The sequence below is a fragment of the Billgrantia kenyensis genome, assembly GCF_013697085.1.
GTDB lineage: Bacteria > Pseudomonadota > Gammaproteobacteria > Pseudomonadales > Halomonadaceae > Halomonas > Halomonas kenyensis.
Genome location: NZ_JACEFT010000014.1, coordinates 37,168 through 52,957, shown reverse-complemented (window position 1 = coordinate 52,957; position 15,790 = coordinate 37,168). Strand labels below are relative to the sequence as shown.

Annotated in this window: 12 protein-coding genes; 6 read left to right on the top strand and 6 right to left on the bottom strand. The window is 64.1% G+C overall.

Features of this window, described 5'->3' with window-relative positions; translation table 11 throughout:
- Positions 1–10: 10 nt before the first annotated feature.
- The 4 genes from narJ to H1D44_RS12385 all read right to left on the bottom strand — a co-directional run bounded on the left by narJ (position 11) and on the right by H1D44_RS12385 (position 7,606).
- Positions 11–799, bottom strand: coding sequence for a nitrate reductase molybdenum cofactor assembly chaperone (gene narJ, locus H1D44_RS12400; RefSeq protein ID WP_181515172.1), 789 nt, complete (start codon positions 797–799; stop codon positions 11–13).
- Positions 792–2,354: a nitrate reductase subunit beta gene (gene narH, locus H1D44_RS12395; protein WP_181515171.1), complete on the bottom strand. Its 1,563-nt coding sequence runs from the start codon at positions 2,352–2,354 to the stop codon at positions 792–794. Before narH ends, narJ begins: the two co-directional genes overlap by 8 nt.
- Entirely contained in the window at positions 2,351–6,106 is a 3,756-nt protein-coding gene (locus H1D44_RS12390) for a nitrate reductase subunit alpha (RefSeq protein WP_181515170.1), read from the bottom strand. The genes narH and H1D44_RS12390 overlap by 4 nt, the downstream gene beginning before the upstream one ends.
- Positions 6,107–6,304: 198 nt before the next feature.
- Positions 6,305–7,606 (bottom strand): MFS transporter, encoded by a 1,302-nt coding sequence (locus H1D44_RS12385; protein WP_181515169.1) that lies wholly within the window; start codon positions 7,604–7,606, stop codon positions 6,305–6,307.
- A 172-nt stretch (positions 7,607–7,778) separates the two neighbouring features.
- Here H1D44_RS12385 and H1D44_RS12380 point away from each other — a divergent pair, with 172 nt between their 5' ends.
- From H1D44_RS12380 to H1D44_RS12360, 5 genes are all read left to right on the top strand, one after another.
- On the top strand, positions 7,779–9,671 hold the full coding sequence (locus H1D44_RS12380; RefSeq protein ID WP_181515168.1) for a histidine kinase: 1,893 nt from the start codon (positions 7,779–7,781) through the stop codon (positions 9,669–9,671).
- A 5-nt stretch (positions 9,672–9,676) separates the two neighbouring features.
- Positions 9,677–10,345, top strand: a complete 669-nt coding sequence (gene narL, locus H1D44_RS12375) for a two-component system response regulator NarL (protein WP_181515167.1) — start codon at positions 9,677–9,679, stop codon at positions 10,343–10,345.
- A 282-nt stretch (positions 10,346–10,627) separates the two neighbouring features.
- On the top strand, positions 10,628–12,259 hold the full coding sequence (locus tag H1D44_RS12370; protein ID WP_181515166.1) for an MFS transporter: 1,632 nt from the start codon (positions 10,628–10,630) through the stop codon (positions 12,257–12,259).
- A 69-nt stretch (positions 12,260–12,328) separates the two neighbouring features.
- Positions 12,329–12,787 carry a universal stress protein gene (locus tag H1D44_RS12365; protein ID WP_181515165.1) on the top strand — a complete coding sequence of 153 codons (459 nt, stop codon included), beginning with the start codon at positions 12,329–12,331 and terminating at the stop codon, positions 12,785–12,787.
- Positions 12,788–12,841: 54 nt separating this feature from the next.
- Entirely contained in the window at positions 12,842–14,347 is a 1,506-nt protein-coding gene (locus H1D44_RS12360) for an MFS transporter (RefSeq protein ID WP_181515164.1), read from the top strand.
- A 91-nt stretch (positions 14,348–14,438) separates the two neighbouring features.
- Here the strand turns inward: H1D44_RS12360 and H1D44_RS12355 are convergent, their stop codons facing one another.
- Positions 14,439–14,852 (bottom strand): type II toxin-antitoxin system HicB family antitoxin, encoded by a 414-nt coding sequence (locus tag H1D44_RS12355; protein ID WP_181515163.1) that lies wholly within the window; start codon positions 14,850–14,852, stop codon positions 14,439–14,441.
- 38 nt (positions 14,853–14,890) lie between these two features.
- The gene (locus H1D44_RS12350; RefSeq protein WP_181515162.1) at positions 14,891–15,073 is read right to left on the bottom strand and encodes a type II toxin-antitoxin system HicA family toxin; all 183 of its coding nucleotides are present in this window, start codon (positions 15,071–15,073) and stop codon (positions 14,891–14,893) included.
- Between the two features lie 278 nt (positions 15,074–15,351).
- Here H1D44_RS12350 and H1D44_RS12345 point away from each other — a divergent pair, with 278 nt between their 5' ends.
- The gene (locus H1D44_RS12345) at positions 15,352–15,789 is read left to right on the top strand and encodes a DUF4870 family protein (protein ID WP_181515161.1); all 438 of its coding nucleotides are present in this window, start codon (positions 15,352–15,354) and stop codon (positions 15,787–15,789) included.
- Position 15,790: the final 1 nt, after the last annotated feature.

Below are 15,790 nucleotides of genomic sequence, written 5' to 3'. Positions count from 1 at the left end.
CAGGTCTCCGTTAGTGTTTCTTGGCGGCATCGACCGGGTCGAGGATGCGAATCGCCTCGCCCTGGGTCTGCCGCTTGCGCTCGGCCAGGCGGCGTCCTTCGGCGGACTGCAGCGCGCAGTCCTCGTCGGACTTGGCGGAGAAGCGCACCGCTTCCTCTTCCCACACTTCGTCCAGCGCCTCGGGGGTGTCGTCGCGTTTCTCGCCGAGCACGGCTTCACGCTGCGCTTCGACGTCCTCCTCGGCGCCGATCAGCGCCAGCAGCGCACGGGTCACCAGGGCCTGATCGGCACCGCGCTCTTCCAGGCGTGCAGTGAGCAGCGCCAGGATGTGGCGGATCTCGCCCAGCCAGCGGCCGATCTCCTCGTCGCTGCGGGTGGAGAGGTACTCCAGGAACAGCGGCAGGTAGTCGGGCAGTTCGCGGGCATCGAGCTCGAAGCCGGCGGCCTTGTACTCGTCGATCAGGTCGACCATGGCCTGGCCGCGGTCGCGGGACTCGCCGTGCACGTGTTCGAACAGCAGCAGCGAGTGGGCACGGCCCTTGTCGAACAGCGCCACGTACTCGGACTGCAGCTCGAGCAGGTCGGCCTCGCTGATGCGCTGGCACCAGCTCATCAGGTCACCCCGCAGCGCCGCCGGGAGGCGGCGCTCGACGTAGAGCGCCTCGATCAGTTCATCCACCGCGCCTTGCAGCGCCTCGGTGGGGTAGTCCAGCAGGCGGGCCAGCACGCGCAGGCTGCGCATGCCGAGCTCGGGCTGAATCATGTCTTCATGGGACATCTGGAGCGCTGCTTCAGCCATGGTGAGTCTCCTTGCTACCGGTCTTCGGGTCGAAGACGTCGACGGGCTTGACCAGGGCGCTGGTCTGCTTGCGGCCGTTGAACAGGCTCGGCTTGCTCTCGCCGTGGCAGCCGTCGCCGAAGCTGAAGCCGCAGCCGCCGCGCTCGGGGAACGCTTCGGTGGCCATCTCGCGGTGGCTGGTGGGGATCACGAAGCGATCCTCGTAGTTGGCAATGGCAAGATAGCGGTACATCTCTTCGACCTGGGCTTCGCTCAGGCCCACGGCATCGAGCACCTCGGTGTCGTGCTTGCCTTCGACGTGACGGTTGCGCATGAACACGCGCATCGCCATCAGCCGCTTGAGCGCCAGCACCACAGGCTCCTCCTCACCGGCGGTGAGCATGTTGGCCAGGTAGCGCACCGGGATGCGCAGCGACTCGATCTTGGGCAGCACGCCGTCGTACTCGACCTTGCCGGCCTCGGCGGCCGACTGGATCGGCGACAGCGGCGGCACGTACCAGACCATCGGCAGAGTGCGGTACTCGGGGTGCAGCGGCAGCGCCAGCCCCCAGTCCATGGCCATCTTGTAGACCGGGCTCTCCTGAGCGGCCTTGATCACGTTGTCGGCAATGCCGTCCTTCTTGGCCTGGGCGATCACCTCGGGATCGTTGGGATCGAGGAAGATTTCGCACTGGCGATGGTAGAGGTCGCGCACGTCCGGCGAGCTGGCCACTTCCTCGATGCGGTCGGCGTCATACAGCAGCACGCCGAGGTAGCGGATGCGGCCCACGCAGGTCTCGGAGCACACGGTCGGCATGCCCGCCTCGATGCGCGGGTAGCAGAAGATGCACTTCTCGGACTTGCCGGTCTTCCAGTTGTAGTAAATCTTCTTGTACGGGCAGCCGGAGATGCACATCCGCCAGCCGCGGCACTTGTCCTGGTCGATCAGGACGATGCCGTCTTCTTCGCGCTTGTAGATCGCGCCGCTGGGGCACGAGGCCACGCACGCCGGGTTGAGGCAGTGCTCGCACAGGCGCGGCAGGTACATCATGAAGGTGTTCTCGAACTGGCCGTAGATGTCGGCCTGCACCTGCTCGAAGTTCTTGTCCTTGCGGCGCTTGGCGAACTCGGTGCCGAGGATCTCCTCCCAGTTGGGGCCCCATTCGATCTTCTTCATGCGCTCGCCGGAGATCAGCGAGCGGGGGCGCGCCACCGGCTGATGCTCGCCCTGCTTGGCGGTATGCAGGTGCTGGTAGTCGAAGTCGAACGGCTCGTAGTATTCGTCGATCTCGGGCAGGTCGGGGTTGGCGAAGATGTTCGCCAGCACCCGCCACTTGCCGCCGATGCGCGGCTCGATCTTGCCGTCCTTGCGGCGCATCCAGCCGCCCTTCCACTTGTCCTGGTTCTCCCACTCCTTGGGATAGCCGATACCGGGCTTGGTCTCGACGTTGTTGAACCAGGCGTACTCAAGACCTTCACGGCTGGTCCAGACGTTCTTGCAGGTGACCGAGCAGGTGTGACAGCCGATGCACTTGTCGAGGTTGAGGACCATGCCTACTTGGGAACGAATCTTCATTTCACGGTCTCCTGAACGCTGTCGTTGCCTTCGCCATCCAGCCAGTCGACGTTCTTCATCTTGCGGATGAGGACGAATTCATCGCGGTTGGAGCCAACGGTGCCGTAGTAGTTGAAGCTGTATGAGAGCTGCGCGTAGCCGCCGATCATGTGGGTCGGCTTCGGGCATACCCGGGTCACGGAGTTGTGCATGCCGCCGCGGGTCTTGGTGACCTCGGAGCCCGGCACGTTCACCTGGCGCTCCTGGGCGTGGTACATCATCACCATGCCGTCCTTGACCCGCTGACTGACGATGGCCCGAGCGGTGATGGCGCCGTTGGCGTTGAACAGCTCGATCCAGTCGTTGTCCTCGATGCCGATCTCCTGGGCGTCGTTCTCCGACATCCACACCACCGGGCCGCCGCGGTTGAGGGTCAGCATCAGCAGGTTGTCGCTGTAGGTGGAGTGGATGCCCCACTTCTGGTGCGGCGTGATCCAGTTCAGCGCCTTGGTCGGGTTGCCGTTGTCCTCCGGCATCGTAAAGCCGGTGATGGTCTTGGTGTTGATCGGCGGACGGTAGGTCAGCAGGCTCTCGCCGAAGGCGCGCATCCAGGGGTGATCCTGGTAGAACTGCTGACGGCCGCTCACGGTGCGCCACGGAATCAGCTCGTGCACGTTGGTGTAGCCGGCGTTGTAGGAGACGTGCTCGTCTTCCAGGCCGGACCAGGTCGGGCTCGAGATGATCTTGCGCGGCTGGGCGACGATGTCGCGGAAGCGGATCTTCTCCTCGTGCTTGGGCGTGGCCAGATGGGTGTGGTCGCGTCCGGTGATCTTGGACAGTGCGCCCCACGCCTTGACCGCCACCGCACCGTTGGTCTCCGGCGCCAGGGTCAGGATCATCTCGGCGGCGTCGATGGCCGACTCGATCTTCGGTCGTCCCTTGTGCGGGCCTTCGGTCTTGCGGTAGTTCAGCTTGCCCAGCAGCTCGACTTCGGATTCGGTATTCCAGGCGATGCCCTTGCCGCCGTTGCCGATGCTCTCGAGCAGCGGGCCCACGGAGGTGAAGCGCTCGTAAGTTTCCGGGTAGTTGCGCTTGACCTCGATCAGCGCCGGCATGGTCTTGCCGGGGATCGGCTCGCACTCGCCCTTCTTCCAGTCCTTCACTTCGGGCTGGGCCAGCTCCGCCGGGGAGTCGTGCTGGTGCGGCAGGGTGACCAGATCGGTCTCCTCGCCCAGATGGCCCACGCACACCTCGGAGAACGCCTTGGCGATGCCCTTGTAGATGTCCCAGTCGCTGCGCGACTCCCACGCCGGGTCGGTGGCCGCGGTCAGCGGGTGGATGAACGGGTGCATGTCCGAGGTGTTGAGGTCGTTCTTCTCGTACCAGGTGGCCGTCGGCAGCACCACGTCGGAGTAGAGACAGGTGGAGGACATGCGGAAGTCGAGCGTGACCACCAGGTCGAGCTTGCCTTCCGGCGCCTCGTCGTGCCACTTGACCTCTTCCGGCTTCTGGCCGCCGGCTTCGCCCAGGTCCTTGCCCTGGATACCGTGTCGGGTACCCAGCAGGTACTTGAGCATGTACTCGTGACCCTTGCCCGAGCTGCCCAGCAGGTTGGAGCGCCACACGAACAGGTTGCGCGGGAAGTTCTGCTCGTTGTCCGGGTCCTCGGCGGCAAAGGCCAGCTCGCCGCTCTTGAGCTGCTGCACGGCGTAGTCCTTGGTCGACATGCCGGCGGCCTCGGCGGCCTTGGCCAGACGCAGCGGGTTGCTGTTGAGCTGCGGCGCGGAGGGCAGCCAGCCCATGCGCTCGGAGCGCACGTTGAAGTCGATCAGGCTGCCGGTGTACTGGCTGGGATCGGCCAGCGGCGACAGGATCTCCTTGACCTCGAGCTTCTCGTAGCGCCACTGGGAGGAGTGGTTGTAGAAGAACGAGGTGGAGTTCATGTGGCGCGGCGGACGCTGCCAGTCGAGGCCGAAGGCCAGCGGGGTCCAGCCGGTCTGCGGGCGCAGCTTCTCCTGACCCACGTAGTGGGCCCAGCCGCCGCCGCTCTGGCCGATACAGCCGCACATGACCAGCATGTTGATCAGGCCGCGGTAGTTCATGTCCATGTGGTACCAGTGGTTCATCGCGGCACCCACGATGACCATGGAACGACCCTGGGTCTTGTCGGCGTTGTCGGCGAACTCACGGGCGATACGAGCGACCTGCTCGGCAGGCACGCCGGTGATCTTCTCCTGCCAGGCCGGGGTGTAGGGGCGGACCTGGTCGTAGGAGGTGGCACCGTCGTCTTCACCGAAGCCGCGGTCGATGCCGTAGTTGGCGCACATCAGGTCGAACACGGTGACGGCGAGAATTTCCGTACCGTCGGCCTTCTTCAGGCGCTTGGCGGGCAGGCTGTGGAACAGCAGCTCGTTGCCGGCCACGTGGTCGAAGTGCTCGTGGGCGATGCCGCCGAAGTAGGGGAACGCCACACGAGCCACGTCGTCATGGCGCTCGGCCAGGGTCAGCAGCGGCTTGATCTCGGCGCCGTCGGCGCTGCGCTCCTCGAGGTTCCACTTGCCCTGGTTCTCTTCGTTCTCACCCCAGCGGAAACCGATGGAGCCATTCGGCACGACGAGGCTATCGGACAGCTCGTCCCACGCCACGGTCTTCCACTCGGGGTTGTTGTCCTGCCCCATGTTGCCGTCGAAGTCGCTGGTACGCAGCTGCTTGCCGGGCACGAAGCTGCCGTCCTCACGCGCTTCGAGCTCGACCAGGAAAGGCATGTCGGAGTACTTGCGCACGTACTCGGTGAAGTAGGCGCTGGGCTTGTCGAGGTGGAACTCCTTGAGGATGACGTGTCCCATAGCCATGCCCAGGGCGGCGTCGGTGCCCTGCTTGACCGACAGCCACTCGTCGGTGAGCTTGGAGACCTCGGCGTAGTCCGGGGTGATAGAGACGGTCTTGGTGCCCTTGTAGCGCACTTCGGTGAAGAAGTGGGCGTCCGGGGTACGGGTCTGGGGCACGTTGGAACCCCAGGCGATGATGTAGCCGGAGTTGTACCAGTCGGCCGACTCGGGCACGTCGGTCTGCTCGCCCCAGGTCTGCGGGCTGGCCGGCGGCAGGTCGCAATACCAGTCGTAGAAGCTCATGCACACGCCGCCGATCAGCGACAGGTAGCGGCTGCCCGCGGCGTAGCTGACCATCGACATGGCGGGGATCGGCGAGAAGCCGATGATGCGGTCGGGGCCGAACTGCTTGGCGGTGTAGACGTTGGAGGCGGCGATCAGCTCGTTGAGTTCGTCCCAGTTGGCACGCACGAAGCCGCCCATGCCGCGGGCACGCTTGTACTGCTTGGTCTTGGCCGGGTCGGAGACGATAGAGGCCCAGGCGTCGACCGGGTCGCCGTGCTGCTGCTTGGCCTCGCGCCACAGCTTGAGCAGCGGCTTGCGGATCAGCGGGTACTTGAGGCGGTTGGCACTGTACATGTACCAGGAGTAGCTGGCGCCGCGCGGGCAGCCCCGCGGCTCATGGTTGGGCAGGTCCGGGCGGGTGCGCGGATAGTCGGTCTGCTGGGTCTCCCAGGTGACCAGGCCGTTCTTGACGTAGATCTTCCAGCTGCAGGAGCCGGTGCAGTTGACGCCGTGGGTGGAGCGCACGACCTTGTCGTGCTGCCAGCGCTGACGGTAGCCGTCCTCCCAGCCACGCGACTCCTCGCGGGTCTCGCCGTGCTCGTTGGCGAAGGGCTCGCGGGCCTTGCGGAAGAAATTCAGCCGATCTAAGAAGTGACTCATGGTCGATCTCCAGGCTTCTTGAAGTGTTGCGTGGCACCCGGGCCACCCCGCCTGCCGTGTCGTGCGACGTGTTCCACACGACCGCCGGGGCAGGTTCTTGAAGCGAATTCTGGAGCATCGAAAAGCGGATTACTGCCAGGTTACCTCCATATACACCCCCTCTACCCACAAGGTGATAGATGGCCCAGGGAAAGGGGGTTAGTCCCGCTGGTGACGCGTGCCGGCCTGGGCGCGAGCGCTATCCCACAGCATCGCCAGCATGCACACCGCAAGTGCGGCATAGAGGAACATGAATCCCGCGGTACGAATGCCGATCCATTCGTTGCCGAAGACGAACATCAACGGCAGTACCGCGGCGAACAGCCCGCCCAGGGCCAGTGCGAGGCCACCCGAACGAACCATGTCATCGCCGTGCTCGCGGTAGAGCAGGCACATCAGGCTGCCCTTGCCGATGCCCATGGCCAGCCCCATCACCGCCAGCAGCGCAGTGAAGCCGTACAGCGGCATGGAAAAGTGCAGCGACAGGTCGCCGTGCACGCCGTGGATCTGCATGGTGAAGTCGGGGTAGGAGAGCAGGAACAGGCACACCATGACGCAGGCGCTGACCCACCAGCGCAGGTCGCGGAAATCACGCCGGTCGGCCAGCGCTCCACCGACGATCTGGCCCACCCCGCCTGGCAGGGTGAAGGCCAACGCCCACAAGGCGGCCAGCTTGAGCGAGAGCTGATACTGCACCGCCAGATACCCCGGCAGCCACAGTGCCAGCGCCACGAAGGCGCCGTAGAAGAAGCTGTAGTAGAGCGCCAGACGGCACACCGCCGGCGGCGGCAGCCAGCGCCGACAAACCCGGACGTACTCGGGCGAGGGCTCGAGATCATCGAGCGCTTCAGCCGATAGGGAGACCTTCCTCGGTGCATCCTCGGCGAATACCCACAGCAGAAGCGCCACCAGCAGCACCGGTAGCAGGTAGAGCTTGGGCGCCATGGGCCAGCCGTAGGCCTGGCTGATCAACGGCAACAGGAAGTAGGTGAGCCCCGCACCGAGCATGCCGGCGCCGTAGAGTCCCAGCGCCAGGCCGGCATGCCGACGCGGACATAGCGAGGCGACGTAGACCAGCCCGGCGGCCAGCGAGCCGGCCCCCAGCCCCAGCCCGGCGCCGGCCAGCAGAAAGTGCAGGTAGGCGTCAGAGTAGGCAATCGCCCACAGGAACGGGCATATCAGCAGCAGGCTGCCGATCATCACCCGCCGGCCGCCGGCCCGACGTGCCAACGCCGCCATGGGCATGGCCGCCAGCGCACCGGTCAGCATCGGCATGGCCAGCAACAGGGCAAACTGCACTTCGCCGAAATGGAGTACCTGCTTCAGCTCGACGCCCAGCACGGCGAAGATGGTCCAGCTGGCGAACACCAGGGCAAAAGCCAGCGGCGACAGCAGCACGACCACCAGCGAACGGTAGTCGACCTGCACGCCTGCCTGAGAGCCGCCTTCCACTGTCATCATGAACGGTCGTCTCGTGGAGAAGTCGAAGAGATTCTCGTTCCCCCCTGCCAAGGCGTCAAAAGGGCATAGGAGGTATCTCTTTTGGATGACTCAGCCCTTAGCTCCGTTGGCGTATAGTGGTTACCCTCTGAGGTATAGTGGCCTCAACCGGACCGGAGACCTCACGCCTTACATGAAACTGCTGCAACGCTCCCTCGTGGCCCGTATCGTCGCCTCGCTGCTGGCGATCAGCGCCATGGCCCTGATCAGCATCGTGGTGACCATGGCCGTCGCCGGTGGCAGCCGCGGCGATGCCGCGGCAATCAACGTCGCCGGCTCGCTGCGCATGAACACCTACCAGATCGTGGCCGCCCTGCAGCGCTACGAGCGCGTGCCCTCGCTGGAGCACCGTGCCGAGGTCCATGTACTCAAGCAGCGCTTCGAGCAACGCCTTGCCAGCGACGAGCTGACCGGCGCGATTCCCGTCTCCGAGGCTCACGAGCTGCGCCGCCAGTACCGCGAAATCCTCAGCCGCTGGCACAACGAACTGGCGCCTCAGGTGAGCGAAGCGGTAGTCAGCCAGTACGTGCGCACCGAGCAGCTCAACCGCACCCTGGATGGCCTGGTAGGCGAGATCGACGCCATGGTCAATCAGCTCGAGCAGAACACCGAGGCCAAGATCCGCCTGCTCAGCGCCCTGCAGATCCTGTTCCTGGGGCTGACGGCCGTGGTCGTCGCCATCGCGCTCTACGACATTCGCCACAACCTGGTAGCACCGCTGCGCCAGCTGATGGTGCTGGCCCGCGAGGCCGCCCGGCGCAATTTTTCCCTGCGCACCAAGCTTCAGGGCAGCGATGAGCTGGCCATGCTGGGCCGCACCTTCGACACCATGTCGCAGGAGCTGGGGGAGAGCTATGCCGATCTCGAGGAACGGGTGAAACGCAAGACCCAGGAGCTGGAGTGCAGCAATCAGGTCATGCAGGTGCTGCATGACGAAAGCCGCTCGCTCTACGGCGGCGGCAACGACCTGTGCACCAGCGCCGCACCGATGCTGCGCCGGGTGGCCGAGCTACTCGGTATCGGCCCCATTCGGCTGTCTCTCAATGATCCCCATGACGACCGCTCGATTCCGATTCTTGCCACCCACGCGGCACGGCGGCCCGACTACTGCCGCGACCACGACTGCCATGCCTGCCTGATCGCCCCCCGGCCCATACGCCTGACCGACACCGAGGAGGGCGACTGCGTGCTGCTGCCGGTGAGCGTGGGCGACGAGATGCTGGGCACCCTGGAGGTATGGCACCCCAAGGGGGAGCGCCTCTCCGACAGCGTGCGCCGCCTGCTCAACGCCATGGCCGACCAGCTGGCCACGGCGGTCTACCTGCAGCGCCGTATCGAGGAGGAGCAGCAGATCTCGCTGATGAACGAGCGCACCATCATCGCCCGCGAGCTGCACGACTCCCTGGCCCAGTCGCTCTCCTACCTCAAGATGCAGGTGGCGAGGCTGGAGCGAATGCAGCAAAAGAACGCGCCTCGGGAAATGCAGGCGGCGGTGTTCGACGAGCTTCGCACCGGGCTCAACAGCGCCTATCGCCAGCTGCGCGAACTACTGACCACCTTCCGCCTCAAGCTCGAGGGCCCCGGCCTGCAGTCGGCCCTGCAGCAGACCACCGCCGAGTTCTCCGAGCGCATGGGTGCGCCGGTGGAGCTGCATTACGACTTGCCGCCCCACCTGCTCAACCCCAACGAGGAGATCCACGTACTGCAGATCGCCCGCGAGGCGTTGAGCAATATCCACAAGCACGCCCAGGCGCACTGGGCCGCCGTCACGGTGAAATTCCACGAGGCGCGCATTTTCCTGCGCATCGAGGACGACGGCGTGGGCCTCGAGAGCGACGATTCGCCGCCCATGCACTATGGGCTGGTCATCATGCGCGATCGGGCCCACACCCTGAGCGGGGAGCTCAAGCTCTCCAACCGGACCGAGGGCGGCACCTGTGTGGAAGTGATTTTCACCCCACAGACGGCACGCCTGATCACCCGCCAACCGGCTATCGAACCCACTCTTCACGACCAAGGAAACTGAGACCCATGGGCCAGTCAGTGAGCGAGACCCCCGCCAGTATCCTGATCATCGACGACCACCCGCTCTTGCGCCGCGGCGTGGCCCAACTGCTCGAGCTGGAGGACGACCTCGAGCTGGTCGGCGATACCGGCGAGCCACAGCAAGGTGTACGCCTGGCCGCCGAGCTCGACCCCGACATGATCCTGCTCGACCTCAACATGCCTGGCATGGACGGTATCCAGACGTTGAAGGCACTGCGCGAGTCGGGCTTCGCCGGACGTATCGTGATGTTCACCGTCTCCGACAACGAGGAAGACCTGGTGGCAGCGCTGCGCGGCGGTGCCGACGGCTACCTGCTCAAGGACATGGAGCCCGAGGAGATGGTGCGTCAGCTGCGCCAGGCGGCACTGGGACGCATGGTGGTGAGCGAGAGCCTCACAGCGCTACTGGCCGAGGCGCTGCGCAACCAGCGCACGGCACCGGCCACGCCGGATATCCACAGCCTGACCCAGCGCGAGCGCGAGATCCTGCGCGAGCTGGCCGCCGGTCTCTCGAACAAGCTGATTGCCCGCAAGCTCGACATCTCCGAGGGCACGGTGAAGGTGCACGTGAAGCACCTGCTGAAGAAGCTCAATCTGCGCTCGCGGGTGGAGGCCGCGGTTTGGGCCGTGCAAGAAGGAATCGACGGCAGATAGACGGGGATAGGGAAGCCGATTCTGTGTGGATACCTCCAAAGACTTCCAGGCGCCGGCAAGGCGCTTTTTTCTTGCCTCGCGCCTGTCCCCCTTGTCGAAAAAACAATGACTTAGCTTAATACCCCTGCTACCTCTCAAGGGGTATTTCCCTGATTTTCCAGCTTTTTCATCCGGTTTCGCGGCACTTTCACGAGGCGTATCTTTGCCTCAACCGAACCTGAATTGATCCCGGTCAGGACGGATGTCGCAAGCGGGGTCAGCGGAAACTCAAGGGGAAACGTCATGGCTAAATCGAGCGCCGATATCGGCAAGCTCGGTGCCGGCAAGCCTAAGAATGCCGACATCGAGCACTGGGATATCGAAAACGAACAGTTCTGGGAGCAGGAGGGCAAGAAGGTCGCCTCCCGCAACCTGTGGATCTCCATCCCCAGCCTGCTGATGGGCTTCGCGGTGTGGATGATGTGGGGCATGATCACCACCCAGATGCAGAACCTGGGCTTTCCCTTCAGCGTCGATCAGCTGTTCATGCTGACCGCGATAGCTGGCCTTTCCGGGGCCACCCTGCGCATTCCCGCCTCGTTCATGATCCGTATCGCCGGGGGACGCAACACGGTATTCCTCACCACCGCGCTGCTGATGATTCCCGCCTTCGGCACCGGGGTCGCGCTGATGAACCCCGACACACCGTTCTGGGTGTTCCAGGTCCTGGCGCTGCTCTCGGGCATCGGCGGCGGTAACTTCGCCGCCTCGATGAGCAACATCTCGACCTTCTTCCCCAAGAAGAAGCAGGGCTACGCCCTGGGCATGAACGCCGGCCTGGGCAACTTCGGCGTCACCTCCATGCAGATCCTGATTCCGCTGGTGATGACCGTGGGACTCTTCGGCGCCTTGGCCGGCAGCTCCATGGAGCTGCAGAGCTCCAGCGGCACTCTGATTGGCCGCATCGATGCCGGCACCGAAACCTGGATCCAGAATGCCGGCTTCATCTGGCTGGTGTTCCTGGTGCCGCTGGCCTTCCTCGGCTGGTTCGGCATGAACAACCTGCGCCCGATCACGCCCAACCCGGGCACGCCGGCGCAGGCCTTCGGAAAGATCCTCGGCCTCTACGGCGTGGGCATCGTGGCCACCGTGGTGGGCATCGTCACCCTGCAGTGGCTGGGCATGTGGGTGGCCCTGCCGGTGACCATCCTGCTGACCCTGGCCCTGATGCGCCTGATCCCCGGCGAGATCAAGCCCAACATCCAGAAGCAGTTCGCCATCTTCTCGAACAAGCACACCTGGTCGATGACGGTGCTCTACATCCTGACCTTCGGCTCGTTCATCGGCTTCTCGGCGGCACTGCCGCTGTCGATCAACGTCATCTTCGGCAACATGATGGAAGTGGCCGCGGACGGTAGTGTCACCCGCGTGGTCAACCCCGATGCCCCCAGCGCCCTGACCTGGGCCTGGATCGGGCCCTTCGTCGGCGCCCTGATCCGCCCCTTCGGTGGCTGGGTCTCCGACAAGGTGGGCGGCTCCATCGTCACCCAGGTGATCTCGGTGATCATGGTGGTGGCCTCGGCGGTGACCGGCTACGTGATGATGCTGGCCTACAACTCCTCCGATCCCAACAGCTACTTTGCCCTGTTCATGCTGCTGTTCGTGATCCTGTTCGCCGCCAGCGGCATCGGCAACGGCTCCACCTTCCGCAGCATCGGCGTGATCTTCGACGCCCAGCAGAAGGGCCCGGTACTGGGCTGGACCTCCGCCGTGGCCGCCTACGGCGCCTTCATCGCCCCGGTGGTGATGGGTGGCCAGATCCGTGCCGGCACCCCCGAGCTCGCCATGTACGGCTTCGCGATCTTCTACGCGCTGTGCCTGGTGATCAACTGGTGGTTCTACCTGCGCCCCAACGCCTACGTCAAAAATCCCTGACGCCGTCAGCCGTGCCCCGGGAACATCCCAGGGGTACGGCCCCAACCTGCCCTTCAAGGGAGGGAATCCATGAAAATCATGATCGCCTATGACGGCTCACGCAACGCCAAGCTGGCTTTGGCACAGTCCGTCAGCCTGTTTCGCTGCAATGCCCCCACACTGATCCTGGTCGGGGTGGCGGAAAACCCCGGTGACTCCACCGATGCCAACGAGGAGCTGTTCCAGCAGGGCTACGAGGAGATGAAGGCCGCCCTCATGGAGGGCGCCGATTTCGCGCTTCAGGAAGGCTTCGATGTCGACTGGGTCCTGGCCGAAGGCGACGCTCGCAAGATGCTGCTGCAAGCCACCAAGAAGCACGAACCGGACTTGCTGGTCATCGCCCGTCACAGCAGCAAGCCCGACGGCGGCATCATTGCCCAGTCGTTGAGCTATTTCGTCGACGAACTCGACTACATGACCTTCGGCAAGGTCAGCTCTTTCCTGGCCCGACGCGTCGAATGTCCGCTCTTGATCCTGCCGAGCCCATGACGGCCACCCCGTCATAAGTGGCCAATTTCGCTTTCACTTCAGGATGATACGACCATGAAAGTGTCCGCCGTCTTCAAGTTTCGCAGTCCGGAAATCAGGGCGTTGCACCTGACCTGGATCGCGTTCTTCATCACCTTCTATGTGTGGTTCAACATGGCGCCCCTGGCATCGAGCATGCTCAAGAGCGTCGACTGGCTGACCCGAGACGACATCCGGTTGTTCGCCATCGTCAACGTGGCGCTGACCATCCCGGCACGCATCATCGTCGGCATGGCGCTGGACCGCTTCGGCCCGCGCCGGGTGTTCTCTGTGCTGATGGTGACTATGGCGATCCCGGCGCTGGTGTTCGCCTTCGGCAACACCATGTCGCAGCTGCTGATCTCGCGTCTGGTACTGAGCTCCATCGGCGCCAGCTTCGTGGTCGGCATCCACATGACCGCGCTGTGGTTCAAACCCAAGGACATCGGCTTCGCCGAGGGCTTCTACGCCGGCTGGGGCAACTTCGGCTCCGCCGTGGCCGCCATGACCCTGCCCACCATCGCCCTGACGATGTTCGGCGGACCCGACGGCTGGCGCTACGCCATCGGCATGAGCGCCATCGTGATGGCCGCCTACGGCGTGTTCTACTGGTTCGCCATCACCGACGGCCCCGACGCCAAGGCGCACCGCAAGCCGCGCAAGGCCGCCGCCATGGAGGTGAGCTCCTGGCGCGACATGATCATGCTGATCCTCTGGACCATCCCGCTGGTGGGCTGTCTGGCCATCCTGGTATGGCGCATCGAGGGCATGGGCTACCTCTCCTCCACCGGCGCCCTGATCTGCTATCTGGTCATTGCCGCGGTAGTGATCTACCAGATCGTGCAGATCCTGCGGGTCAACGTACCGATCCTCAAGAAAGGCGTGCCGGAGGATGACAAGTACTCCTTCACCAGCGTGGCTGCGCTCAACAGCACCTACTTCGCCAACTTCGGCGCCGAGCTGGCGGTGGTTTCCATGCTGCCGATGTTCTTCGAGGAGACCTGGGGACTGACCGCCGCCGCCGCGGGCATGATCGCCGCGTCTTTCGCCTTCATCAACCTGGTGGCACGCCCCATGGGCGGTCTGGTCTCCGACCGCATGGGCAACCGCCGCTTCGTAATGCTCAGCTACATGTTCGGCATCGGCATCGGCTTCGTGCTGATGGGCCTGCTCAACTCCAGCTGGCCGCTGATCATCGCCATTGCCATCACCATCTTCACTTCCTTCTTCGTGCAGGGGGCGGAGGGCGCCACCTTCGGTATCATTCCCTCGATCAAGCGCCGCATCACCGGCCAGATCTCGGGCATGGCCGGCGCCTACGGCAACGTGGGGGCGGTGGTATACCTGACCATCTTCACCTTCGTCACCCCGACCCAGTTCTTCTTCATCATCGCCGGCGGCGCCTTCCTCAGCTGGCTGATCTGCCTGATCTGGCTGAAGGAACCGGAAGGCGCGTTCGACGAGGAGTACTACGTCTCCTCGGTGGACCGCATGATCGAAGAGCAGGAACTGGCCAAAGCCCAGGCGCAAGGCAAGACATGATGGGGGGTTGAACCGAGCCCTGTAAGGCTCACCCAGGCGGCGACTTCGGTCGCCGCTTTTTTTGTGAGGCTTATTTCCTCAGAGCGAAGCTTTAGTCGGCGTGACGCTCGAGTTCATGCAGCGCCGCACGGGCCAGGAAGCCGGAACGGCTCTTGTAATCGCCATGCTTCGCCACGGTGCTGTCGATGCGCTTGATCAGCAGATCGGGCAGGGTGACGTTGATCTTGTGGCTCTTGCCCAGGTAAGGGGTCATGTCGATCTCGACCGCGGCCCACACCCACCCGGCGAAGTCGGAATTCTCCAGATGCTGCTGAATAGCGGTAGCCGAGGGAATGGGGTCGCCGTGCTCTGCCAGGCTTTCGAGATGTCCTTCTATGGCCTCACGGGCATTGGCGATTGCCTCGTCGAAAGTGTCGCCAGCAGAGAAGCAGCCCGGCAGATCGGGCACGACCACGCCATAAGCGTGTTGCTCGTCACCAACCTCGATCGCAATGGGATAGTGCATGGAGTATCGCTCCTGTGTGGTGGCCGGGGCTACCTGCCTCACTTGAGGCCGGCTTGCTTCCTGATTCCCTGTATCAAGCCCTTCTTCAGGTCTTTCTTGGGGTGAGGCACGGTAATGGTGCCGGGCTTGTGGGGATGGCGAAAGTGATGATGGCTTCCTTTGATCCTGTCCAACCTCCAACCATCCGCTTCCAGTTCCTTGATGAGGTCTGCACTCTTCACACCCGGCTCCTTGCCGTGCATTTTGGAGTTATAGTAACCCCAGATAGGCGACTCCGCAAGAATTCATAACCCTGGTAACCCCTGAACGGAGTTCCGTTCAGGCCCCCTCCGGAGTGATAGCGGCTCCAGCCTCTCGGGAGTATGTGTATTGCCAACCTTCTTGCTAACAAGGTGGAGTTTGACCCAAGGCAAGGTCAGCCAGCACCGCGCAAGGCATAGTAGCCATAACAAGCATTCTCAATACCCCTTAACTGTCGACACACCCACGGGAGGGAGCGATGTCCACCATCTCGTACTCCAATGCGCAAACCGACGCACCGCTCGATACGCGAGGCCGCGCCCTGGCGGCCGTCATCTACGTTCTCTACCTGGGCAGCATCATGGCGGTGGTGACCGCGCCCATCGGCGTACTGCTCGCGCATCTGCGCCGGCGCAATACCGCCGACTGGGTGGCAAGTCACCTTCAGTTCCAGATCCGTACCTTCTGGCTCGGCGCCCTGGCCGGTGCCGGGGTGCTGGCCGCCTGGTACCTGCTGGGCTTGATCGGCGCGCCCTCCTGGGCTTCCTGGGTGCTGGGCTACGGTTTCTTCACTGCCTGCCTGGGCTGGACCATCGGTCGCAGTGGCGTGGGCATCAACCGGCTGCTGAACGACCGTGCCATCGATGACCCTCGCAGCCTGCTGTTCGGCGGGGCCAAGGTCTCGCTGGAAGATTGAG